The organism is Xanthomonas bromi, from assembly GCF_900092025.1.
GTDB classification, from domain to species: Bacteria; Pseudomonadota; Gammaproteobacteria; order Xanthomonadales; family Xanthomonadaceae; genus Xanthomonas; species Xanthomonas bromi.
Genome location: NZ_FLTX01000023.1, coordinates 57474 through 80090 on the forward strand (window position 1 = coordinate 57474; position 22617 = coordinate 80090).

Here is a 22617-nt window from a genome sequence, read left to right on the forward strand (position 1 = left end):
TTGGCATGCATGTGTCATCTATGCGTCGTAATCTGCGAGCTCTTCCATTCGTGTTGGTTGAGGGTGTCATGTCGCAGCGCTGTGCAGGTCTTTCTCGTGGAACACTGGCTGGCATCGCCATCGCCGCCTTGTTGGTCGGCAGCGGCGTTGCCGGCGCGCGGCAGACCGCGGCACCGGCAGGCTCGGTGATCGCGACCGACGCACGTGGATACCTGGAAAAGAGCGAACTGCCCGACAGCGTGCAGCTGGTGCCACCGCCACCGCAGGATGGCAGCGCCGCACTCGCCAACGACGAAGCAGTTTCCAAGGCGATGCTCGCCCTGCGCGGCACCCCGCGCTGGGATCTGGCCGCGCAGGATGCAGTACTGCGCTTTCCGGCGGCGGCCACGCATTTCAGCTGCGCGCTCGGCATCCAGATCGATCAGACCAGCACCCCGCACCTGATGCGCCTGCTCGAACGCAGCATGCGCGATGCCAGCACCAGCACCAGCGCCGCCAAGGCACGCTATCAACGCCCACGCCCGTTCATGCGCAACGCGCAACCGATGTGCACCCCCGACGACGACGCGGCCCTGCGCAAGAACGGCTCCTACCCCTCCGGCCACACCGCCATCGGCTGGACCTGGGGCCTGATCCTGTCAGAAATTGCCCCCGCCCACCGCGACGCCTTGCTCGCGCGCGGCCGCGCCTTCGGCGATAGCCGCATGGTCTGCAACGTGCACTGGCAGAGCGATGTCACCCAGGGTCGCATGCTGGGCGCCGCTACCGTCGCCGCCTTGCACGGCAATCCTGCATTCGAAAAAGACCTGGCCGCTGCACGCCGCGAGATCGAGAAGGCGCAGGCGAAGCAGCCGACGGCATCCTCAGCAGCCGCGTGCAATGCAGAGACCACGACGCTGCAGACAGTGTTGCCCGGCGTGCTGTAGTTCAGAGCAAGCGCGCGCCCGGTGCGCCCGCACTGTGCCCAGATGCGGTGCACCAGCTCGCACCCGAATCGCTGCCCGCAGCTGCTGAGCCAAGCGGGTGCGCGTGGATCACGGGCTGGTTCTAACGACCCCAGCGCGCATCATCGCGCTGGGTACCACCGCATCACTTCCCGATACAAAAGCTCGAAAAGATCTTGCCAAGCAAGTCATCGGCGCTGATTTTTCCGGTGATCTCGCCGAGCGCTTCGTGTGCCAGGCGCAGTTCTTCGGCGGCCAGTTCGAGTTGTTCGAACCCCAGTTCCAGATCGGCGGCATCCACATGCCGTTCGGCGCGACGCAACGCCTCGACGTGCCGCGTGCGCGCAGAGAATTCGCCATCCACGCTTTCCACGCCATCGCCGAGCGCAAGCTCACGCAGGCGGATATGCAATGCCTCAAGTCCTTGTCCGGTCACGGCCGAGACTGCGATCGCATTGGCATCCAGTGGCGCGGCGTCGGTGAGCAAATCGCACTTGTTATGGATCCACAGCTGACGCGGCACGGCATCGATGGCATCACCGATCGCCTCGCGTGCCACCTGCGGGTCGCGTGCATCCAGCACCACCAGCGCCAGATCGGCGCGCTCCAGTTCGGCGCGCGCGCGACGCATGCCTTCGCGTTCGATCGCATCGCCGCCATCGCGCAGGCCGGCGGTATCGACCAGGGTCAACTCGAAGCCGTCGAGCTGGATGGCTTCGTGCAAGGTGTCGCGGGTGGTGCCGGCCACGTCGGTGACGATCGCCCGATCGCTACCGGCCAGCGCATTGAGCAACGAACTCTTGCCGGCGTTGGGCGGGCCGATCAACACCGCATGCAGGCCGTCGCGCAACTTGCGCCCGCGTTCGGCATCGCGCAGCAACTGTGCGAGCAACTTGCGAGCTTCGGTCAGGCCGTCGCGTACCTGGGTACCGCCCAGCGTATCGAGCGGCTCATCGGCAAAGTCGATGGCCGCTTCCACATGGATACGCAAGCGGGTCAGGTTGTCGGCCACCGCATCGACACGCCGCGAAAACACACCGTCCAAGGCACGCCGCGCGGCACGTGCAGCACGCAGATCGCCGGCTGCGATCAAATCGGCGATGGCTTCGGCCTGCGCAAGATCGAGTTTGCCGTTGAGAAACGCACGCTCGCTGAATTCGCCGGCACGTGCCTGACGCGCACCCAATTCGATGCAACGGGCAACCAGTTGCCGCAACAACACCGGGCTGCCATGGCCTTGCAGCTCGACAACGTCTTCGCCGGTAAAGCTGTGCGGTGCGTTGAACCAGAGCGCAATGCCATCATCGATCACCGCGCCCTGCGCATCGCGAAAGCGCGCGTAGTGCGCATGCCGCGGCTGCAGACGCGTGATGCCTAAGTGCGCTGCGATCTGCACCGACTGCGGCCCGGACAAGCGCACGATACCCACGCCACCGATTCCGGCAGCACTGGCGATGGCAACGATGGTGGAGCTGGAAGACGACATAGGCACTGCTCTAACGTGGAGTGAGGAGAAAAACGTGGATTTTAACCAGCGCAGCCACCCGCGCGGCCATACTTGTTCGCAGGTGTGGGGGGATCACCTACCCGTTCGGACAATCGCGTTGTGCCGGCTCCCGCATCCAACGTGGTTGTCAGCCACATCGACTCACAGCGATTGCAGTTGCGCGCGCGCCTGCGCCGCACCACTACCTTGTGGCTGCAATTCCAGAGATGTCGAATAGGCCTTGCGCGCCTTGTCGCGAATCGCCGGCTTTTGCGTACGCATCCCCAAGGTTGAGATAAGCCACTGCGCGCGATGGGTCGATCTTCAAGGTATTTTCCAGCCAGCGCGCCGATTCGGCCAAGCGCCCCTGACGGTAATACACAAAGCCCAGCTTATTGGCCGCCAGTGCGAAATCCGGGCGCAGCTTCAGTGCGTCGGCAAATTGCTCGGCCGCATCGGCGTAGCGTTTTTCCTTGTACAACTGCAGACCACGCTCGTTGGCCAGTTGCGCATGTTGGCGATCGCTGCTCTTCACTGCGGTGGGTAAGACCAGCGTGGCCTCGCCACCTTGCAAGGTCATAACCGTGACCGCCGCCGCTGCACCGGTCGTGGCTGCGGCAGGCCGCGCGGCATCCACCCGCCCGTTGAGCGCAATCGCATCGGCCGACAACTGTGCGGTATCGGCAGTGAGAAATTCTTCGCCGCTGGGGATCTGTAAAGACGAATTCGCCACCTTGCGACCCCGGCAGGCTGCCGAACGCCGGTGTCTGCGCCGACACCGCAGGCGCCACATACGCGGCCAGCTCGGTGCCGGTGATCAAGCCATCGCCATTGAGATCGTACTTGCCGGTCAGCGCCTGCAACAGCACCCAGGTGAACACCGACTGCCCGTTCGGCCCGCTGTCGGCCACCTGTTGATCGGCGCCACCGGTAATTCAGCACCTGGCGCGTGATACGCCGTGCGTTTTCGCGCAGATAGGCGCTTGACGTCGGCCCGCCGCGCGTCACTCCCAAGCCGCTGTAACAGGCATCCATCACGAACAACACGTGCTTGGCCTGCAGGCTTTCGGCGATGTTCTGCAGGTCGCTCATCGCGATGGCATCGCTGGCCAGATGCTCCGGATCCGAATCGACCGGAATGATGTAGCCCAGGTCGCGGCCGGAGGCGAGTCGACGCGTGGCGCCGTGCCCGGCGAAGAAGACGAACACGCGGTCGCTGGTCTGCGCACGTCCCTCGCCAAGCCGGTCATGGAAGGTAGCGAGACTATAATTGCGCGTGGCTTCGCCGTTCTTCTGCACGATCACCTGCGAGGACGGAAACCCCAGCGGCCCGGTCAAGATACTGGCAATCGCCTGCGCATCGTTGGCCGCATATTCGAGCTTGTGCCAATGTGCGTAAACGTCGATATCGATCACGATCACCCATGATTTGGCATACCCGGTCGTCACCGTCGCATCGGCCACAGCGCTGGGGGCGCGCGCCACGTAGTCGTCCCATTTCTCGCGCTTGGGCACGATGGCGCGGCTGCGATCGAAGCGGCTGAAGATCTGCGTCAGCTCGGTGTTGCAGCTGCGCTCGATCTCGTCCAGCGCCTCCAGATCCTCGCCGATGCGCTGATGCAAGTTCACTGCCGGCAATGCAGAGTCGCGGCCGATGCGTGGATGCAGATCGCGCAACACCTCGCGAAATGCGAGGCGGTCGGCATCGTACAGATCCGGCGTCGATTCCACCGCGTCCAGCACTGCGGCAATGGTCGCGAATCGGCTTGCCTCCCTGGACGCCAGGACCGTGTCGAACGACGCCGCGATGCGTTCGCGCTGTTCGAGATGTTCATGGAACAGCTGCTGCCCCACGCTGCTGGAGGTAGCGCGTCGCGTGGGGTCTGTGTGTCCTCATCGGCCAGCAGCACGGTGATGCGACGGTGCCGGTCCAGTTGTTCGCGCAGTTGCACGATCACTGCACGCGCAGCGTCGCCGGTCTTGTCTGTCTGCGTGCTTGCAGTGGTTGCAGCAGAGGGGTTCGCAGCAGATGCGACATCGCCCGCGCCATGCTTGCCGCAACCGGCCAGCGCCAGCACTCCCATGCAACTTGCGCGCAGCAACAAGGCGGTGCAACGGCGGTGCGGTCACGACGGCGTACTTGGCGAGGAAGACAACAGGCAACAGCTGCGGGCTGACATGCAGAAAGCCCGCCTTGCGGCGGGCCTTCTTGAACTTACTTGGCGTTGGCCTGGATGATCTTGCTCGGCTTCTCGCCGTGCTGGCGGATCATCCACCACTGGATCAACAAACCCAGACCGCCGTTGACGACCCAGTACAGCACCAGACCGGCCGGCATGAAGGCCATCATGACGCCGAACACCAGCGGCATGAATTGCATCATCTTGGCCTGCATCGGATCCATGCCCGGAGTCGGGGTCAGCTTCTGCGTCGCCCACATGATCGAAATGTTCAAAATCGGCAGGATGAAGTACGGGTCGCGTGCGGTCAGATCCTGGATCCAGCCCAGCCACGGCGCCTGACGCAGTTCCACCGACTCCACCAGCACCCAGTACAGCGCGAAGAAGATCGGCATCTGGATCAGCAGCGGCAGGCATCCGCCCATCGGGTTGATCTTTTCTTTCTTGAACAGCTCCATCGTCGCTTGCTGGTACTTGACGCGATCGTCGCCGTAGCGCTCCTTCAGCTGCGCCAGGCGCGGCTGGAAGCGGCGCATCTTGGCACCGGATTTGTACTGGGCGGCCGACAGCGGATACAGCGCCAGGCGCAGCAGCAACACCAGGCCGATGATGGCCCAGCCCCAGTTGTGCAGGAAGCTGTGCAGATGGCTCAGCACCCAAAACAGGCCCTGGCCGATGATGGCCATGATCGAAAAGCGGCTGTAATCGACCACACGGTCCAAGCCCTTCACGTCTTCCTTGGCGATCAGGCTGACCAGCTTCGGGCCCACCCACAGGCGCGCTTCGGTGGTCGCGCTTTGATTCGGCGCCACCGTGAAGGCCGGGCCGCGCAGCTCGACGACATCACGCGGGCCGTCCTGGGCCAGCACATACAGCGAGGCCTGATCCTTCTGCGGAATCCACGCGGTGAAAAAGTGATGCTGCAGCAGCGCCACCCAACCACCGGTGATCTGGCGATTCAGGCCACCGTCGTCCATATAGTCCTTGAACGCACGGCGCTCGTAGCCTTCCTGCGGGCTGTACCACGTCGCCCCGTTGAAGCTGAAGGAATCCGGGTTGGTCATGCCGCGGCTGAGGATGGTCGGCACCCGGCTCAGCTTGCGGAATACATAGCCGTTCCATGCGGCGTCGCTCTTGTTGATCACTTCATCCTTGATCGAGATCGCATAGCGGCCGCGCTCCAGGGTGAAGGTACGTCGGATCGACACGCCGTTGGGGCCATTCCAGATAAACGGCACCACCAGGGTGTTCTGGCCCTTGGCCAGTTCGAAGCTGGTGCCCGGCTGTTCGGCACGGAAGCCGCCCACGCCCGGTACTGGCGAATGATTGTCGCTGGCCCAGCCGCTGGTGGCGTTGTACGGGTGCACCGGATCTTCGGTCAGCAAGCTGACCGGCGCCGTGCCGTCCTTGGTCTGCGGGAACTGCAGCAGTTCGGCGTCGAGCACGCTGCGGCCATCCAGCTTCAGGCGCAACACGTCCGAGGTCAGGGTGACCACCGGCGCGGCACCGGCCGCTGCCGGTGTCGCAGTGGTGCTGCTGGTCGCCGGAACCGCACCCGGCACGCCGGCCTGCGGAACGGCCTGGGCAGCGGGCACGTTGGCGGCGCTCGGTGTTGCCGCATCCAGATCACGTGCCGTCGGGACCGACTGCGTTGCAGCCGCCACGGGCGCATTGGCTGCGGCCTTTTCCTTGCCCCACTCCATCCACAGCAGCGCCGCGACCATCAGCCAGGCAAAAATCAGGAAAACACGGGTCTGGTTCATCGGGCAGCAACTCGCTCAGTCGGAACTACAGTTCCGGCTCTGTCGGGGAAAGGGAGGATGGGTGCATCGTCCTGGCGGGCGGCATTGTGCCGGGCGCAGCAGGTAGGGGCAATGCGCCGGCACGGCGCAGCAGACGCAGGAAGGCGTCGCGGATCTGTGGATTGGTCGCTTTTGCCGCTGCCGAGCGCACCACGATGACGTAATCGCCACCGGCCAACTCGGGCAATAGATGCCGCATGGCATCGCGCAACACACGCTTGATGCGGTTACGGCCGACCGCGCGCGGATCGACCTTGCGCGACACCGCCATGCCCAGACGCGGCGGCGTATCGCCAGAGCGCCAGTGCAGGCTCAGCAGCGGATCCGAGGTGCGACGTGCGTTATCGAAAACGACTGTATATTGCGCACGCGTACGAACCCGCGCAGAGCGAGGAAATCGCCTGCACGGGTTCGATGCGTTCACTGTAAAGGCTGCCTCGGCCGCAGGGAGCGGCGCGGCAATCAAGCGCTCAGGCGCTTGCGGCCCTTGGCGCGGCGGCGAGCCAGGATCTTGCGACCGTCGGCGGTTGCCATACGTGCCCGGAAGCCATGGTCGCGTGCTCGCTTGAGGTTGCTGGGTTGGAAAGTACGCTTGGTGGCCATGGGGCCCTCTGCATGAATGGAGACGAATAGAACCGGCAATTCTATAGGCCCGCGACAGCCAGGGTCAACACCCCGCAGGCTTTACCGCAGGTGATGATGACCGCCGCCTGTGGATGGACCTGTGAATAACTCTGGGAAAACCCTGCCCCCAGTGCTAGTCTGGTCCATCCTCTTTTCACTACCGGGCTGCGTGCACGGCGCCTTGCTGCGCGCCGCAGCCAGCAACAGATGATCACACTTTGATGGATGCTTGGCCCCGCTGTCTGGAACGTCTCGAAGCCGAATTCCCGCCCGAAGATGTCCACACTTGGTTGAAACCCCTGCAAGCCGAAGACCGCGGCGACAGCATCGTGCTGTATGCCCCGAATGCCTTCATCGTCGACCAGGTCCGCGAACGTTACCTGCCACGCATCCGCGAGCTGCTGACATACTTTGCAGCCAATGGCGAGGTCGCGTTGGCGGTGGGGTCACGTCCGCGTGCACCGGAACCTGCTCCGGCACCGATGGCTGCGCCCAGTGCGCCGGTCGCCGCGCCGATCGTGCCGTTCGCCGGCAACCTGGATTCGCACTACACCTTCGCCAATTTCGTCGAAGGTCGCAGCAACCAGCTCGGGCTGGCCGCCGCCATCCAGGCTGCGCAGAAGCCCGGCGACCGCGCGCACAACCCGCTGCTGCTGTACGGCAGCACCGGCCTGGGCAAGACTCACCTGATGTTTGCTGCCGGTAACGCGCTGCGTCAGGCCAATCCGGCCGCCAAGGTCATGTACCTGCGCTCGGAGCAGTTCTTCAGCGCGATGATCCGGGCGTTGCAGGACAAGGCGATGGACCAGTTCAAGCGCCAGTTCCAGCAGATCGACGCGCTGTTGATCGACGATATCCAGTTTTTCGCCGGCAAGGACCGCACGCAGGAAGAGTTCTTCCACACCTTCAACGCGCTGTTCGACGGCCGCCAGCAGATCATCCTGACCTGCGACCGCTACCCGCGCGAAGTCGAGGGCCTTGAGCCGCGGCTCAAGTCGCGCCTGGCCTGGGGCCTGTCGGTGGCGATCGACCCGCCGGATTTCGAAACCCGCGCGGCGATCGTGCTGGCCAAGGCGCGCGAGCGCGGCGCCGACATTCCCGACGACGTGGCGTTTTTAATCGCCAAGAAGATGCGCTCGAACGTGCGCGATCTGGAAGGTGCGCTCAACACGCTGGTGGCTCGCGCCAACTTCACCGGGCGCTCGATCACCGTGGAATTCGCCCAGGAGACGCTGCGCGACCTGCTGCGCGCCCAGCAGCAGGCGATCGGCATCCCCAACATCCAGAAGACCGTGGCGGACTACTACGGCCTGCAGATGAAGGATCTGCTCTCCAAGCGCCGCACCCGGTCGCTGGCGCGTCCGCGCCAGGTCGCGATGGCGTTGGCCAAGGAATTGACCGAACACAGCCTGCCCGAGATTGGCGATGCGTTTGCCGGTCGTGACCACACCACCGTGCTGCATGCCTGCCGGCAGATCCGCACGCTGATGGAAGCCGACGGCAAGCTGCGCGAGGACTGGGAAAAGCTGATTCGCAAGCTCAGCGAGTGAGTCGGCCGCCTTGCTGACGGCATGCATGGAAGAAATGCATGGAAACGTTGGGGTCAAATGCGGGAGAATCTGTGGATAACGTTGCGCCGTGGTTCGAGCAGAAAACTATCCACAGGTTTTACCGCAAGGCCAGGCGCGCTAATCCAACGACTTTCAGGCGCTGAATTGTCTTTGGAAACAAGTAGTTACGGTGGTTATCCGCTGAAAACGGCCCTACCATCACCACCAAGCTTTTGATTTATTCCATATCTTTTAAAGCATAGGGGCACGGAACCACATGCGTTTTACACTGCAGCGCGAAGCCTTCCTCAAACCGTTGGCCCAGGTGGTCAATGTGGTCGAACGCCGTCAAACCCTGCCTGTGCTGGCCAATCTGCTGGTGCAGGTCAAGGACGGACAGGTGTCGTTGACGGGCACAGACCTGGAAGTTGAAATGATCTCGCGCACGATGGTGGAGGATGCGCAGGACGGCGAAACCACGATTCCTGCCCGCAAGCTGTTCGACATCCTGCGTGCCCTCCCCGACGGTAGCCGCGTGACCATTTCGCAGACTGGGGACAAGGTCACGGTGCAGGCGGGACGTAGCCGCTTCACGTTGGCGACACTGCCGGCCAACGACTTCCCGTCCGTGGACGAAGTGGAGGCGACCGAACGCGTGGCGGTGCCCGAAGCCGGTCTGAAAGAGCTGATTGAGCGCACTGCATTTGCGATGGCGCAGCAGGACGTCCGTTATTACCTTAACGGCCTGTTGTTCGACCTGCGCGATGGCTTGCTGCGCTGCGTGGCTACCGACGGTCACCGTTTGGCGCTGTGCGAGATGGAATTGGAAAAGGCAGGCGGCGCCAAGCGTCAGATCATCGTGCCTCGCAAGGGCGTGACTGAGCTGCAACGCTTGCTGGAGGGGGCTGATCGTGAGGTGGAGCTGGAAGTGGGTCGCAGCCATATCCGTGTCAAGCGCGGTGATGTGACCTTTACCTCGAAGCTGATCGACGGCCGCTTCCCGGACTACGAGGCGGTGATTCCGATCGGTGCTGACCGTGAGGTCAAGGTGGATCGTGAAGCCCTGCGTGCATCGCTGCAGCGTGCCGCCATTCTGTCCAATGAAAAGTACCGAGGCGTGCGTGTGGAAGTATCTCCGGGTCAGTTGAAGATCAGCGCGCATAACCCTGAGCAGGAAGAAGCGCAGGAAGAGATCGAGGCGGACACCAAGGTCGACGATTTGGCGATCGGCTTCAACGTCAACTATCTGCTCGACGCGCTGTCGGCGTTGCGCGATGAGCACGTGGTGATCCAGCTGCGCGATGCGAATTCGTCCGCACTGGTGCGTGAGGCAAGCAGCGAGAAGTCGCGTCACGTGGTGATGCCGCTGCGTCTCTGACGCTTCGTTCCACGTGGAACACGAGAAGCCCGGCGAATGCCGGGCTTTTTATCTGGGATGTCCGGGCGCCTTTGCTGTGCCTGGCTTCGTTGACTCAACCGCCTGTGCCGGCCATCGCGCATGATTGGCTACAGCGCTGCGAAGACTTCCAGCAAACAAGGCAAAAAACAGTCATTGAAGCAAGGGCCACGTTCAGCACGACGGTGTTGCATGGACCAGATGCTGACATTCGCTGTGGGCGGTTTTGCTTTCGCGCAGCGCCTCCACAAGCAGCGATGAGAGGACCCAACCTCTGTCAAAGTGGTCTGCGATGCTGTCCAGGTACGTAGCCTCGGCTTCGTCGGGCTGCCTGAAAGTGCTCAGGGCCTGCCAAGGTCATCAATGAGGCCGTCGTGAAGCCCGCCGTGATCCACGCGATCTACTGGCAGAGACACGACAGCCGTGGTGTGCGCTGGTCCCAAGTGACGTGGGGCTGGCATGAACCGACAAGAAGATCGCAACACGCAAGTCAATCTCAGCGGGGCCGGTTCGAGTTTCCAGTCCTCTCACGCCGTTATCAAACAAGGCATGCCTTGTCTCAGGATACCAACGTAGCGCGAAATCATCCGGGGCCCGATCCCCCGGCAAAACAAACTGACTTGAAAACTAGCGTGCACTTAACCTGTCTGAACGAGTTCAGCGCACAAGCTGGTTCACTCCTGTCTGCGTTCCGCTGGGTTCCCTGACCAAAGTGTATGGCCCATTGACGCCCTTTTTTGACTTATGCACATCGCCCTTTGCTTTTAAATCTAGAAATAATTTAAGAGCTTAGTGGTGGTGGTAGGGGCAGATTTCGCTTAAAACCATATCAAAGCGTTGTTTTTAAAGCTTTTTATGGGGTTGAAACCCTGTGCTTATCACCCTGTTTGCAGCTCTATAAGTTGTGGATAAGGCCAAAGCGGCCTGACGACCTTGCTTTTATCCACACGTTATCCCCTGCTTATCTCTCGCCCACCTATGCGCGTCCCTGCACGGGTTGCGTGCCGATCACGTATCCTTCGATTCGACCGGCACGCCGGATTACATCCCAGAGCACACCGATCGATGCATGTAGTGCGGTTGTCCATTCATCGGCTTCGTCGGTTCCAAACCGTGGAGCTGCATCCCGCCCGTGCATTGAATCTGCTGACCGGCGACAACGGCGCGGGTAAGACCAGCGTGCTTGAGGCCTTGCACCTGATGGCATACGGCCGCAGCTTCCGTGCCAGGGTCAGGGACGGCCTGATCCAGCAAGGCGCGAACGACCTTGAAGTCTTCGTGGAATGGAAGGAAGGCGGCGGTGCTGCAGGCGAACGGACACGTCGAGCTGGCTTGCGTCATAGCGGGCAGGAATGGACGGGTCGTCTGGACGGCGAGGACGTGGCACAGCTGGGCACGTTATGTGCGGCGCTGGCCGTGGTGACCTTCGAGCCCGGCAGCCATGTGTTGATCAGTGGAAGTGGCGAGCCGCGCCGGCGCTTCCTGGATTGGGGGCTGTTCCACGTGGAACCCGATTTCCTGGCGCTGTGGCGACGCTACGCGCGGGCGCTCAAGCAGCGCAATGCGCTATTGAAGCAAGGGGCGCAGCCACGCATGCTGGATGCCTGGGATCATGAACTAGCCGAAGCAGGCGAAACCTTGACGTCCCGGCGCATGCGCTACCTGGAGCGTCTACAGGATCGGCTGATCCCGGTGGCAAACACGATCGCGCCATCGCTCGGCTTGTCGGCACTGACGTTCGCCCCAGGCTGGAAGCGCCACGAGATCTCGCTTGCAGACGCACTTTTGTTGGCCCGCGAGCGCGACCGCCAAAATGGCTACACCTCACAAGGCCCGCACCGCGCGGACTGGGTGCCCAGCTTCGACGTGCTTCCTGGCAAAGACGCACTGTCTCGCGGCCAGGCCAAGCTTACGGCCCTCGCCTGCTTACTTGCGCAGGCCGAAGACTTTGCGCTTGAGCGCGGCGAATGGCCGGTGATCGCGTTGGATGATCTGGGGTCGGAGCTGGATCGGCACCACCAGGCGCGCGTCTTGCGGCGGCTTGTCTCCGCGCCAGCGCAAGTGCTGATCACCGCAACCGAAACCCCACCTGGACTCGCAGACGCCGGGGCGCTATTGCACCGGTTCCACGTGGAACACGGCGAGGTCGCGCTGCAAGCCTCCTCGGACTGAGCGCAACGGCCGGGGTGGGCCGACTGGTATAATTTGCGCGCTATCCCCCTTTTCCCACGGTGCGATGCGGCTCCTGCCGCCTAAGCCCGTGTTGTGGAGTTAACGGCACGCGCATGACCGACGAACAAAACACCCCGCCAACACCCAACGGCACTTACGACTCCAGCAAGATCACCGTGCTGCGCGGCCTGGAAGCCGTCCGCAAGCGCCCCGGCATGTACATCGGCGACGTCCACGACGGCACCGGCCTGCATCACATGGTGTTCGAAGTCGTCGATAACTCGGTCGACGAAGCTTTGGCCGGACATGCCGACGACATCGTGGTGAAAATCCTGGTCGATGGCTCGGTGGCGGTGTCCGACAACGGGCGCGGTGTGCCGGTCGACATCCACAAGGAAGAAGGCGTCTCGGCAGCCGAGGTGATCCTCACCGTGCTGCATGCCGGCGGCAAGTTCGACGACAACAGCTACAAAGTATCCGGCGGCCTGCACGGCGTGGGCGTGTCGGTGGTCAACGCGCTGTCCGAGCACCTGTGGCTGGACATCTGGCGCGACGGCTTCCACTACCAGCAGGAATACGCGCTGGGCGAGCCGCAGTACCCGCTCAAGCAACTCGAAGCCTCGACCAAGCGCGGCACCACGTTGCGCTTCAAGCCGGCCGTGGCCATTTTCAGCGATGTCGAGTTCCATTACGACATCCTGGCGCGGCGCCTGCGCGAGCTGTCGTTCCTCAATTCCGGGGTCAAGATCGCGCTGATCGACGAGCGCGGCGAAGGCCGTCGCGACGATTTCCACTACGAAGGCGGCATCCGCAGCTTCGTGGAGCATCTGGCCCAGCTGAAATCGCCGCTGCACCCGAACGTGATCTCGGTGACCGGCGAACACAACGGCATCGTGGTGGACGTGGCCCTGCAATGGACCGACGCCTACCAGGAAACCATGTACTGCTTCACCAACAACATCCCGCAGAAGGATGGCGGCACGCATCTGGCCGGCTTCCGTGCGGCGCTGACGCGTGTGCTCAGCAGCTACATCGAACAGAACGGCATCGCCAAGCAGGCCAAGGTCGCGCTGACCGGCGACGACATGCGCGAAGGCATGATCGCGGTACTGTCGGTGAAGGTGCCCGACCCCAGCTTTTCCTCGCAGACCAAGGAAAAGCTGGTCAGTTCGGATGTGCGCCCGGCGGTGGAAAACGCCTTCGGTGCGCGCCTGCAGGAGTTCCTGCAGGAGAATCCGAACGAAGCCAAGGCCATCACCGGCAAGATCGTCGATGCCGCGCGCGCGCGCGAGGCCGCCCGCAAGGCGCGCGATCTGACCCGCCGCAAGGGCGCGCTGGACATCGCCGGCCTGCCGGGCAAGCTGGCCGACTGCCAGGAAAAAGACCCGGCGCTGTCGGAACTGTTTATCGTCGAGGGTGACTCGGCAGGTGGCTCGGCCAAGCAGGGCCGCAACCGCAAGAATCAGGCGGTGCTGCCGTTGCGCGGCAAGATCCTCAACGTCGAGCGTGCGCGTTTCGACCGCATGCTGGCGTCCGACCAGGTCGGCACGCTGATCACCGCGCTGGGCACCGGTATCGGCCGCGACGAGTACAACCCGGACAAGCTGCGCTACCACCGCATCATCCTGATGACCGACGCCGACGTCGATGGCTCGCACATCCGCACCCTGCTGCTGACGTTCTTCTACCGGCAGATGCCGGAGCTGATCGAGCGCGGCTACATCTACATCGGCCTGCCGCCGCTGTACAAGCTCAAGCAGGGCAAGAGCGAGCTGTATCTGAAAGACGATGCGGCGCTCAACGCCTATCTGGCCAGCAATGCGGTCGAAGGCGCGGCGCTGATCCCGGCGACCGACGAGCCGCCGATCACCGGCGAAGCGCTGGAAAAACTGCTGATGCTGTTTACCAGCGCCAACGAAGCGATCGCCCGCAACGCCCACCGCTACGACCCGGCCCTGCTCACCGCACTGATCGACCTGCCGCCGCTGGACGCGCAAAAACTGCAGGCCGAAGGCGACCAGCACCCGACCCTGGATGCCCTGCAGGCCGTGCTCAATCGCGGCACCCTGGGGACCGCGCGCTACCAGCTGCGCTTCGATCCGGGCACCGAGAACGTGCCCGCCACGCTGGTGGCCATCCGCCGTCACATGGGCGAAGAGTTCACCCAGGTGCTGCCGATGGGCGCGTTCGACAGCGGCGAACTGCGTCCGCTGCGCGAGGTGTCGCTGGCCCTGCATGACCTGGTGCGCGAAGGCGCGCAGATCGTGCGCGGCAACAAGAGCCACCCGATCACCAGCTTCGCGCAGGCGCACGCCTGGTTGCTGGACGAAGCCAAGAAGGGCCGCCAGGTGCAGCGTTTCAAGGGCCTGGGCGAAATGAACGCCGAGCAGCTGTGGGAAACCACGGTCAACCCCGACACCCGTCGCCTGTTGCAGGTGCGGATCGAGGACGCGGTGGCCGCCGACCAGATCTTCAGCACCCTGATGGGCGATGTGGTCGAACCACGCCGCGACTTCATCGAGGACAACGCGCTGAAGGTGTCCAACCTGGATATCTGAGCCGCCAGCGCCGACCGGCACGTCGCAACCGCGGCGTGCCGGTCCGTGCGGTGTTCGCAGGACGACGATGCGCACAGATCTTCCACCGCCCCCGGCACCACGCACGGTTGCCGGCAAGGCGCCGCTGCTACCCGTACTCGTGGGGTTTTGGGTCGATGTGCTCATCGCCGCCGGCCTGTTGCTGAGCTTGAGCGTGGCCGGCTTCGCGTTGTGGGGCGCGGTGCGTGCCTTCAGCCAGGTGCAGGCGGCCAAGGCACAGGGCCTGACGCCGTCGTCGACCGAGATCATGGCCGCCATCGGCCAACCCGGCGTGCTGGTGCAGCTACTGACTGCGCTGGTCAGCACGGCCACACCGGCGCTGCTGTTGTACTACTGGCGTCGCCGCGCCACCGCTGCCGAACAGACCGCCTCGCGGGCTGCCGCGCGCCGTGCGTCCACCTGGGGCTGGACGGCCCTGATTGCCGCCGCCGTGTTCCTGCTCAGCAATCTGGTCAGCGCGGCGGCCTCGGCGTTGGGCATCAAACCGGTGCCGACCAACCTGCCGTTGATGGAAGAAGCGCTCCAGCAATGGCCGTTGGCATTGACGCTGTTTGCGGTGGTCATCGCGCCGGCCTACGAAGAACTGCTGTTCCGGCGCGTGCTGTTCGGGCGCCTGCTCAATGCGGGTCGCCCATGGCTGGGCATCGTGCTGAGCGGTGCGATTTTCGCCCTGGTGCACGAGGTCCCCGGCATCAGCGGCAATGGCCCAGCGGCTATCGCCCAGCTGTGGCTGGTGTACGGCAGCATGGGCGCAGCGTTCGCGTGGCTGTATTGGCGTACCGGCACGCTCTGGGCACCGATCGCCGCGCATGGCATCAATAACGCCACCGCGCTGGTGGCGTTGTACTTCTTCGGGCTTGGCTGAGCCGAATGGCGGCTAGACGCGACTGCCCTGCCGCAGCAGCGCGAGACGGTACCTGACGACCGAATCGATCCGCACTCTTTAAAGCCCGATCGCCACCGGATACCCGCCCTTTGTCGGCCGCATGGGGCCGTTTGACGAAACGTTAAGCCGGGCCTGCCAAAATGCCTCCAGAGTCCTAGGGAGATCGCATGAAAGTCAGGCTGTTGATCGTTGTTGCCGTCCTTGCACTGACGGCGTGTGCCACCACAACTTCGCCAACCGGCCGCCGACAGGTGGTAGGTGGCGTATCGCAACAGCAATTGGACCAGTTGGGTGCGCAGTCCTTCGCGCAGACCAAGGCCAAGGAAAAAGTCAGTACCGACGGCAAGCAGAACGCCTACGTGCAGTGCGTGGTCAACGCGCTGGTTGGGCAGTTGCCGCCGCAATGGCGCGAAACCCAATGGGAAACCGCGCTGTTCGTGGATGACGAAGCCAATGCGTTCGCCCTGCCCGGCGGCAAGGTCGGCGTGAACACCGGTATCTTCACCGTCGCCAAAAGCCAGGACCAGCTCGCCGCCGTGCTCGGACACGAGATCGGCCATGTCATTTCGCGCCACCACGAAGAGCGCATCACCCGTCAGCTCGGCGCACAGACGGGCCTGGGCATCATCGGCGCGCTCGCCGGCGCCGCCTATGGCGACGGGGCGGCCAGCGCGGTCAATCAGGTGGGCGGTATGACCGCCCAAACAGTGTTCCTGCTGCCTGGTTCGCGCACCCAGGAAAGCGAAGCCGATGTGGTCGGCCAACGTCTGATGGCCCAGGCCGGGTTCGATCCGGCCCAGGCAGTGACGCTGTGGCAGAACATGATGGCCGCCAGCGGCAATCGCCAACCGCAGTGGTTATCGACCCACCCCGACCCTGCCAACCGCATCCGCGAACTGCAGGCCGACGTTGGTCAGCTCGAGCCGGTGTACCAGCAGGCCAAGCAGGCCGGGCGCGTGCCGCGGTGTGGCTAGAACCACTAACAGGATCTGCCTGGCTTCCGCCAATCCATGCGGGCACTGACCTGGATTCAACGACTGCCGCATTACACTGCGGGCGCAGGTGCCGCGACCGGTGAGTGGCTGTTAGCTGCGCTAAGATTTTCGTTCCACGTTCCCGCTTGCCGCACCACAACATGGAAACCGTTTTCGGGAACTGAGACTTTCTGCTAAGTTTGCCGGCTCAGATTTTCCGTACAGCGCCTATTCCGCTTTTTCGTACCGCCCGACGGCGGATCGTCCGAGGTCAAACATGAAACTGCTCAACCGCAAGCAAGCCCTGTTGTCCCTGTTCATTGCCGCGTCGCTGGGTGGGGCTGTCGTCACCGATGCGGTCGCACAGTCGGATCGTTCCTCGGAACGCGCCAGCCGCAAATCCAAAAGCGGCAAGGCCGAGGAGCTGTACCCGCAGTCGCCCCGTCAGGCACCGACGATCAAGCCGTCGTCGAAGTTGAGCAGCAAGCTGCAGAAGCTGATCGAAACCTTCAACAAGGGCGAAGACTACCCGGGCGTGCGGACCCAGGCCGATGAGATCCTGGCCAACAGCGCTGCCAACGACGCCGACAAGGCGCTGGCCGCTCAGCTGGCCGCGCAGGCTGCCTACAACCTGAACGACGCCGCCGCTGCCAAGAAATATCTGCAGCAGGCGATCGGTCTGAACGCGCTGGACAACAACGGCCAGTTCCAGTCGATGCTGATGCTGGCGCAGTTGCAGATGCAGGACAACCAGCAGGCCGAAGGTCTGGCCACGCTTGATAAGTACCTCGAAGAGAGCAAGTCGCAGCGTCCGGAGGATCTGATCCTCAAGGGCCAGGCGCTGTACCAGGCCGAGCGCTATAAGGAGGCGATTCCGGTGTTGAAGCAGGCAATTGCTGCGTCGCCCGAGCCCAAGGACACCTGGAACCAGTTGCTGATGGCCTCATACGCCGAAGCCGGCCAGACCGGTGAGGCGATCGCTGCTGCCGAGGCGCTTGCTGCCAAGACGCCGAACGACAAGAAAGCCCAGCTCAACCTGGCCAGCATGTACATGCAGGCCGACCAGATGGACAAGGCCGCAGGCGTGATGGACAAGCTGCGTGCCTCCGGGCAGTTGACCGAAGAAAAGGAATACAAGCAGTTGTATTCCATCTACGCCAACACCGAGAACAAGGAAAAGGACGTCATCGCTGTCATCAATGAAGGTATGCAAAAGGGCATCCTCAAGCCTGATTATCAGACATACCTTGCGCTGGCGCAGTCGTATTACTACAGCGACGATGTGCCGAAGGCGATCGAAAACTGGCAGAAGGCCGCACCGCTTTCCAAGGACGGCGAGACCTATTTGAATCTGGCCAAGGCACTGCACTCGGAAGGTCGCATCCCGGAGGCCAAGCAGGCCGCACAGCAGGCGATCGCCAAGGGCGTTAAAAAACCCGAAGACGCCAAGAAGATCATCAACCTGAAGTAAAGAAGAAAATAAACCCCCGAAATCCCTGTGTTTTTAGTGGTTGCAGGACTCGGGATTGGTATAAGCTTGGGAGTTCCTGCGGTGTCAGAGCCGTCCGAAAACCTGGGGATCATCACAGTGATCCGGGCCCCCACTGAAAGAGCCATTGGCGCATGACGGAACAACTCGTTATCCACAGGCATGACTACGATGCCGGGAACCAGGGCCTGAGCTGGGCCCGCATTATCGGCATTGCTTTTGTAATTGCTTTGCACCTCACTGCACTGATGATGTTGCTGATCCCTGCAGTGGCGCCGAAGGCTCCGGCAGAGAAGGAGCGCACCACCACGGTGACGTTGGTGGATGCACCGCCGCCTCCCCCGCCGCCGCCGCCGCCGCCGCCGCCGGAAGACAAGCCGCCGCCGCCGGTCAAGAATCTGTCGCCGCCGAAGCCGTCACCGGTTCCGCCGCCGCCGGAAGCTCCGGTGGTCGACGTTCCCGAACCGCGTCCGAGCGATATCGTCACGCCGCCGAGCCCGCCGAGCCCTCCGGCTCAGCCGAGCGACATTGGCGCCAGCGTCGATATCTCGTCCAAGAACATGAACCCGCCGAAGTATCCGCCTGCTGCATTCCGTGCCGGCGTCCAAGGCGAGGTCATCCTGATCGTGGATGTGGATGCAAGCGGCAACGTGACCAACGTGTCGGTCGAAAAGTCCAGCCGCAACCGCGACCTTGACCGTGCCGCGATGGACGCAGCACGCAAGTGGAAGTTCAACGCCTCCACTGTCAACGGGCAGAAAGCCGCCGGACGCGTCCGCGTCCCGGTCAACTTTGCTCTGAACTGATCCACGGGCCGGCTGTGGTCGGCCCAGGATCCTGTCTTCCTTTCGCTCCACCCTTCATCACCACACACAACAAAGGTAAGCGTCATGCTGCAGGAATTCTTTATCGCCGCCGCTGCAGGGGGCTCCAATCCGTCGGCCGCTCTGTCGCAGATGGGCTTCGAGCACTTGATCACCGAAATGACCTCCAGCCCAGGCGACTTCGCCGTGTCTTGGGTCGTGTTGATCACCCTGATCGCCATGTCCGCTGCCTCCTGGTACTGGACTGTCATCAATATCTTCCGCGCCACCCGTCTGAAGAGCGCGGCTGACCGCGTCACCACCGCGTTCTGGGATGCCCCGAATGCACAGGACGCCATCCGCGCCATGGAAGCGCAGCCGGCGTCCGAGCCGTTCTCCAAGATCGCGCTTGACGCAGCTCAGGCTGCAGCGCACCACCAGCGCGCAGAAGGCAGCACCGGTGGCATGGGCGAGAGCCTGAGCCGTTCGGAGTTCGTCGACCGTGCCCTGCGTCAGGCCGTGACCCGCGAAAGCACCAAGCTGCAGTCGGGCATGACCCTGCTGGCGACCGTCGGTGCGACCGCGCCGTTCGTCGGTCTGCTCGGTACCGTGTGGGGCATCTATGGCGCGCTGATCAAGATCGGTGCAACCGGTTCGGCCTCCATCGACGCCGTTGCCGGCCCGGTGGGCGAAGCGCTGATCATGACCGCGATCGGTCTGTTCGTCGCCATCCCGGCCGTGTTCGCGTTCAACTTCTTCTCCAAGGTCAACAGCTCGGTGATCGCCAAGTTCGACACCTTCGCCCACGACCTGCACGACTTCTTCGCCACCGGTTCGCGCGTCCGCTAATCCGGTCGTAAAGAACGCCTTCGCAACGATTTAGACGGAGCCCGTTATGGCCTTCAGTAGTGGAAACAGCGGTGGCCCGATGGCCGACATCAATGTGACGCCCCTGGTGGACGTCATGCTGGTGCTGCTGATCATCTTCATCATTACGGCACCGCTGATGTCCCACAAGGTCAAGGTGGAGCTGCCACAGGCCAACTTGATCCAGAAGGAAGATGCGGAGAAACGCGCCGCGCCGATCACTCTGGCGGTCAAGGAAGATGGGTCGCTGTACTGGAACGACGAGCCGATCTCCAAGGAAGCCTTGGAATCGCGCCTGTCCACCGCCGCACAGCAGACCCCGCAGCCGCCGCTCAACCTGCGTGGCGACCGCACGACCAAAATGCGTACGATCAACGAGATCACCAAGATCGCGCAGGGTCAGGGCATGCTGGACGTCGGTTTCGTTGCAACCAAAGTGAAGGGGCAGTAAGCCATGGCATTTAGTACAGGTGGTGGCCGTGGCCCGATGGCCGACATCAACGTCACGCCGCTGGTGGACGTGATGCTGGTGCTGCTGATCATCTTCATCGTGACCGCGCCGATCATGACCTACCCGATCGCCGTGGATCTGCCGCAGCGGGTGCTCAACCCGCCACCGCAGACGACCGAACCGCCGCCGCCGATCGAATTGCGCATCGACGCCAGCAACCAGGTGTTCTGGAACAACAGCCCGACCCCGGTCGATGCGTTGCAACAGAAGATGGAAGAAGTGGTGCAGGCCGATCCGACCAATCAGCCGGAACTGCGCATCGATGCAAATCCGGATGCGGAGTACGAGGTGATGGCCAAGGTACTGGCCGCTGCGAAGAACTCGCAGATGAAGAAAATCGGCTTCATGCAGCAGTAAACGGTTCTGCAAGACCGCAACACAACAGTCATGACGCGACTGCGACGCCACCGGAAACGGTGGCGTTTTTTTTTGTGTCTGCTGTCTGCATCGCGGCATCTAAAACTACACCTGTGTCGCAGCGATCTCGATCGCTTTGCACCGAAGCAGTTGCGCGGTTGTTGCTGCAGGAAAGTTGCCGGTCACGCCCTTCGTTTACTGCCAGATGGCACGCAACGGAGTGATACATGTCGATGGGATTGTTGCGCCCACTGCCCGGCTATGCACCAGGTGCGCACTGGTCATGAGCGTTGCGGCCTGCCTTTTGCGCGTATGACGCGCAGAAGGCGCGTCATACATTGACTCGACTGTCCGCAAGGCGGCCAACGCTTGTTGGCGCTCGATTGCCGACTTCCTGGATCCCGCACGCGTTGCTCTCCGCGCTTGGGCGCGTGTCAACGCCCAGGCATGCGCGCCAAGCCGATGCCCTGCTCTGCGAGGGCACCCCGCTCCGCTCAGGCGCGCACGCACATGCGTCGCGTTGCCGACGTTAGTGGCAGGTGTATGCCGCCCGGCTGTGCAGCGCCTACGATCCCACCCCAGGAGGCAGTCATGGCTTTCAGCACGATCGGGAATCGGGGACTGCTGGCGGAGATCAATGTCACGCCGCTGGTGACGCGAACCATCACGGTGGCTCTGCCGCGGCACAGTTCGCAAGCCGAGACACGACTGGAGCCGCCTGCACCCATCGCCTTGCGTGTGGATGCGGACGGCCAACTGTTCTGGAATGCCAGCCCGATGAAGCTGCAGCAATTCCAGTCCATGCTGATCGGGCAGATGCAGGAAACCGCGGGAAATCAGCCGGAACAGCGCATCGCCGCAAGTGCCGACGCCGAGTACGCAGTGATGGCGAGCGTGCTGGCGGCAGCAAAGAATGCACAGGTGCAGCGCATTGCGTTCGTACAGTAAATGTTTTCCAAGAGCGCTTTGCTCTTGGCCAAGTGCAATGAAAACAACAACAGGCGATGCGGGGCCCAGTCGCCGCATCGCGTCTTTGTACGCCCAACGGAATGGTGAGGGATCAAGGTGGTTACTTGCCGCCAGCAGGTTGAAGTGACGGATCAAACACCACCTCGTAAAGTGACTGCGCAGCACGCAGCACGCAGCTCACACGCACGCGTTATTGCCAACACAGTGATTGGTCATCGGACGCCGCCGTTACCGCACGGACTCAGGCGGTGACGTGGCCGCCGTGCAGAATGCCGACATACGCACGCACGCTCGCATCCAACCCTTGATACAGGGCTTCGCTGATCAAGGCGTGGCCGATGGACACTTCGCGCACGCCCGGGACAGCGGCGAGAAAATCGCCCAGGTTGGCCTGCGATAAATCATGCCCTGCATTGATGCCCAGGCCAGCGGCATGGGCGCGCTGCGCGGCATCGGCGAACAGCGTCAATGCGGTATCCGCCTGCCCGCTGGCATGCGCGTGCGCATACGGGCCGGTGTACAACTCGATACGGTCTGCACCGAGCAGGGCCGCGCTGGCGATGTCCGGGTTACCGGCATCGACGAACAGGCTGACACGGCTGCCCAGCGCCTTGAACGCGGCGATCAACTCGGCGAGTTGCGTGGTGTCCTGCGCAAAATCGAACCCGTGGTCGGACGTCAGTTGCCCGTCGCCGTCCGGCACCAGCGTGATTTGTTCGGGGCGTGTGGCGCGGCACAACGCCAGCAGCCCCGGATAGCCTGTCCGTGGCGGCGCGAACGGGTTGCCTTCGATATTGAATTCGACAGCGTGCTCGCGCGTCAGCGCACTGAGCGCCAACACGTCGTCGGCACGGATATGGCGCTGGTCCGGGCGCGGGTGCACGGTGATGCCGTGCGCACCGGCCGCGATGCAGGTGCGTGCGGCCTGCACCACATCCGGGCCGGTGCCACCGCGCGAATTGCGCAGGACCGCGATCTTGTTGACGTTGACGCTGAGCTGGGTGGTCATA

Annotated in this window: 18 protein-coding genes and 2 pseudogenes; 14 read left to right on the forward strand and 6 right to left on the reverse strand. The window is 63.1% G+C overall.

What is annotated here, in order from left to right:
* Window positions 1-68: 68 nt before the first annotated feature.
* Window positions 69-926 (forward strand): acid phosphatase, encoded by an 858-nt coding sequence (locus tag XBLMG947_RS07970; protein WP_065467524.1) that lies wholly within the window; start codon window positions 69-71, stop codon window positions 924-926.
* 163 nt (window positions 927-1089) lie between these two features.
* Here XBLMG947_RS07970 and mnmE read toward each other — a convergent pair whose 3' ends face one another.
* Together mnmE and XBLMG947_RS07980 are read right to left on the reverse strand one after the other, a co-directional pair.
* Window positions 1090-2430, reverse strand: coding sequence for a tRNA uridine-5-carboxymethylaminomethyl(34) synthesis GTPase MnmE (gene mnmE, locus XBLMG947_RS07975; RefSeq protein ID WP_065467526.1), 1341 nt, complete (start codon window positions 2428-2430; stop codon window positions 1090-1092).
* Window positions 2431-2592: 162 nt separating this feature from the next.
* Window positions 2593-3915: pseudogene (locus tag XBLMG947_RS07980) on the reverse strand (caspase family protein); the annotation flags it as partial.
* 132 nt (window positions 3916-4047) lie between these two features.
* Between XBLMG947_RS07980 and XBLMG947_RS23585 the strand changes: the two are divergent.
* A pseudogene (locus tag XBLMG947_RS23585) lies at window positions 4048-4668 on the forward strand (hypothetical protein).
* Here XBLMG947_RS23585 and yidC read toward each other — a convergent pair.
* The 3 genes from yidC to rpmH are packed head-to-tail and all read right to left on the reverse strand — an operon-like array spanning window position 4646 to window position 7015.
* Window positions 4646-6373: a membrane protein insertase YidC gene (gene yidC, locus XBLMG947_RS07985; protein WP_065467532.1), complete on the reverse strand. Its 1728-nt coding sequence runs from the start codon at window positions 6371-6373 to the stop codon at window positions 4646-4648. The pseudogene XBLMG947_RS23585 and the gene yidC overlap by 23 nt on opposite strands.
* A 25-nt stretch (window positions 6374-6398) precedes the next feature.
* A complete protein-coding gene (gene rnpA, locus XBLMG947_RS07990; RefSeq protein ID WP_083992957.1) occupies window positions 6399-6836 on the reverse strand; it encodes a ribonuclease P protein component in 438 nt (145 codons plus the stop codon).
* Window positions 6837-6874: 38 nt separating this feature from the next.
* Window positions 6875-7015, reverse strand: a complete 141-nt coding sequence (gene rpmH, locus XBLMG947_RS07995) for a 50S ribosomal protein L34 (protein WP_002805908.1) — start codon at window positions 7013-7015, stop codon at window positions 6875-6877.
* Window positions 7016-7257: 242 nt separating this feature from the next.
* Here rpmH and dnaA point away from each other — a divergent pair, with 242 nt between their 5' ends.
* The 12 genes from dnaA to XBLMG947_RS08055 all read left to right on the forward strand — a co-directional run bounded on the left by dnaA (window position 7258) and on the right by XBLMG947_RS08055 (window position 21586).
* On the forward strand, window positions 7258-8586 hold the full coding sequence (gene dnaA, locus XBLMG947_RS08000) for a chromosomal replication initiator protein DnaA (protein ID WP_065467537.1): 1329 nt from the start codon (window positions 7258-7260) through the stop codon (window positions 8584-8586).
* 277 nt (window positions 8587-8863) lie between these two features.
* Window positions 8864-9964: a DNA polymerase III subunit beta gene (dnaN, locus tag XBLMG947_RS08005; RefSeq protein ID WP_065467539.1), complete on the forward strand. Its 1101-nt coding sequence runs from the start codon at window positions 8864-8866 to the stop codon at window positions 9962-9964.
* A 1083-nt stretch (window positions 9965-11047) separates the two neighbouring features.
* Window positions 11048-12154, forward strand: coding sequence for a DNA replication/repair protein RecF (gene recF / locus XBLMG947_RS08010; protein WP_065467541.1), 1107 nt, complete (start codon window positions 11048-11050; stop codon window positions 12152-12154).
* Window positions 12155-12267: 113 nt separating this feature from the next.
* Window positions 12268-14712 (forward strand): DNA topoisomerase (ATP-hydrolyzing) subunit B, encoded by a 2445-nt coding sequence (gene gyrB, locus XBLMG947_RS08015; RefSeq protein ID WP_065467543.1) that lies wholly within the window; start codon window positions 12268-12270, stop codon window positions 14710-14712.
* Window positions 14713-14779: 67 nt separating this feature from the next.
* Window positions 14780-15616, forward strand: a complete 837-nt coding sequence (locus tag XBLMG947_RS08020; RefSeq protein ID WP_065467545.1) for a CPBP family intramembrane glutamic endopeptidase — start codon at window positions 14780-14782, stop codon at window positions 15614-15616.
* A 188-nt stretch (window positions 15617-15804) separates the two neighbouring features.
* Window positions 15805-16611 (forward strand): M48 family metallopeptidase, encoded by an 807-nt coding sequence (locus tag XBLMG947_RS08025; RefSeq protein ID WP_065467547.1) that lies wholly within the window; start codon window positions 15805-15807, stop codon window positions 16609-16611.
* Between the two features lie 277 nt (window positions 16612-16888).
* On the forward strand, window positions 16889-18082 hold the full coding sequence (locus XBLMG947_RS08030) for a tetratricopeptide repeat protein (protein WP_065467549.1): 1194 nt from the start codon (window positions 16889-16891) through the stop codon (window positions 18080-18082).
* 152 nt (window positions 18083-18234) lie between these two features.
* A complete protein-coding gene (locus XBLMG947_RS08035) occupies window positions 18235-18906 on the forward strand; it encodes an energy transducer TonB (protein ID WP_065467552.1) in 672 nt (223 codons plus the stop codon).
* An 84-nt stretch (window positions 18907-18990) separates the two neighbouring features.
* Window positions 18991-19752, forward strand: a complete 762-nt coding sequence (gene exbB, locus XBLMG947_RS08040) for a TonB-system energizer ExbB (protein ID WP_065467554.1) — start codon at window positions 18991-18993, stop codon at window positions 19750-19752.
* A 46-nt stretch (window positions 19753-19798) separates the two neighbouring features.
* Window positions 19799-20221, forward strand: coding sequence for an ExbD/TolR family protein (locus XBLMG947_RS08045; protein WP_010364790.1), 423 nt, complete (start codon window positions 19799-19801; stop codon window positions 20219-20221).
* Between the two features lie 3 nt (window positions 20222-20224).
* Complete coding sequence (locus XBLMG947_RS08050; RefSeq protein WP_065467556.1) at window positions 20225-20638, forward strand: ExbD/TolR family protein; 414 nt, start codon at window positions 20225-20227, stop codon at window positions 20636-20638.
* Window positions 20639-21229: 591 nt separating this feature from the next.
* A complete protein-coding gene (locus tag XBLMG947_RS08055) occupies window positions 21230-21586 on the forward strand; it encodes an ExbD/TolR family protein (protein ID WP_065467558.1) in 357 nt (118 codons plus the stop codon).
* 262 nt (window positions 21587-21848) lie between these two features.
* On the opposite strand, the gene XBLMG947_RS08060 is transcribed toward XBLMG947_RS08055, so the two are convergent.
* Window positions 21849-22616 carry a pyridoxine 5'-phosphate synthase gene (locus XBLMG947_RS08060; RefSeq protein ID WP_065467560.1) on the reverse strand — a complete coding sequence of 256 codons (768 nt, stop codon included), beginning with the start codon at window positions 22614-22616 and terminating at the stop codon, window positions 21849-21851.
* Window position 22617: the final 1 nt, after the last annotated feature.

Bases quoted from the DNA above. Each gene is read 5' to 3' on its own strand.
- XBLMG947_RS07970 (WP_065467524.1), top strand. From the start codon at position 69: ATGTCGCAGCGCTGTGCAGGTCTTTCTCGTGGAACACTGGCTGGCATC.
- mnmE (WP_065467526.1), bottom strand. From the start codon at position 2,430: ATGTCGTCTTCCAGCTCCACCATCGTTGCCATCGCCAGTGCTGCCGGA.
- yidC (WP_065467532.1), bottom strand. From the start codon at position 6,373: ATGAACCAGACCCGTGTTTTCCTGATTTTTGCCTGGCTGATGGTCGCG.
- rpmH (WP_002805908.1), bottom strand. From the start codon at position 7,015: ATGGCCACCAAGCGTACTTTCCAACCCAGCAACCTCAAGCGAGCACGC.
- dnaA (WP_065467537.1), top strand. From the start codon at position 7,258: ATGGATGCTTGGCCCCGCTGTCTGGAACGTCTCGAAGCCGAATTCCCG.
- dnaN (WP_065467539.1), top strand. From the start codon at position 8,864: ATGCGTTTTACACTGCAGCGCGAAGCCTTCCTCAAACCGTTGGCCCAG.
- recF (WP_065467541.1), top strand. From the start codon at position 11,048: ATGCATGTAGTGCGGTTGTCCATTCATCGGCTTCGTCGGTTCCAAACC.
- gyrB (WP_065467543.1), top strand. From the start codon at position 12,268: ATGACCGACGAACAAAACACCCCGCCAACACCCAACGGCACTTACGAC.
- XBLMG947_RS08020 (WP_065467545.1), top strand. From the start codon at position 14,780: ATGCGCACAGATCTTCCACCGCCCCCGGCACCACGCACGGTTGCCGGC.
- XBLMG947_RS08025 (WP_065467547.1), top strand. From the start codon at position 15,805: ATGAAAGTCAGGCTGTTGATCGTTGTTGCCGTCCTTGCACTGACGGCG.
- XBLMG947_RS08030 (WP_065467549.1), top strand. From the start codon at position 16,889: ATGAAACTGCTCAACCGCAAGCAAGCCCTGTTGTCCCTGTTCATTGCC.
- XBLMG947_RS08035 (WP_065467552.1), top strand. From the start codon at position 18,235: ATGACGGAACAACTCGTTATCCACAGGCATGACTACGATGCCGGGAAC.
- exbB (WP_065467554.1), top strand. From the start codon at position 18,991: ATGCTGCAGGAATTCTTTATCGCCGCCGCTGCAGGGGGCTCCAATCCG.
- XBLMG947_RS08045 (WP_010364790.1), top strand. From the start codon at position 19,799: ATGGCCTTCAGTAGTGGAAACAGCGGTGGCCCGATGGCCGACATCAAT.
- XBLMG947_RS08050 (WP_065467556.1), top strand. From the start codon at position 20,225: ATGGCATTTAGTACAGGTGGTGGCCGTGGCCCGATGGCCGACATCAAC.
- XBLMG947_RS08055 (WP_065467558.1), top strand. From the start codon at position 21,230: ATGGCTTTCAGCACGATCGGGAATCGGGGACTGCTGGCGGAGATCAAT.
- XBLMG947_RS08060 (WP_065467560.1), bottom strand. From the start codon at position 22,616: ATGACCACCCAGCTCAGCGTCAACGTCAACAAGATCGCGGTCCTGCGC.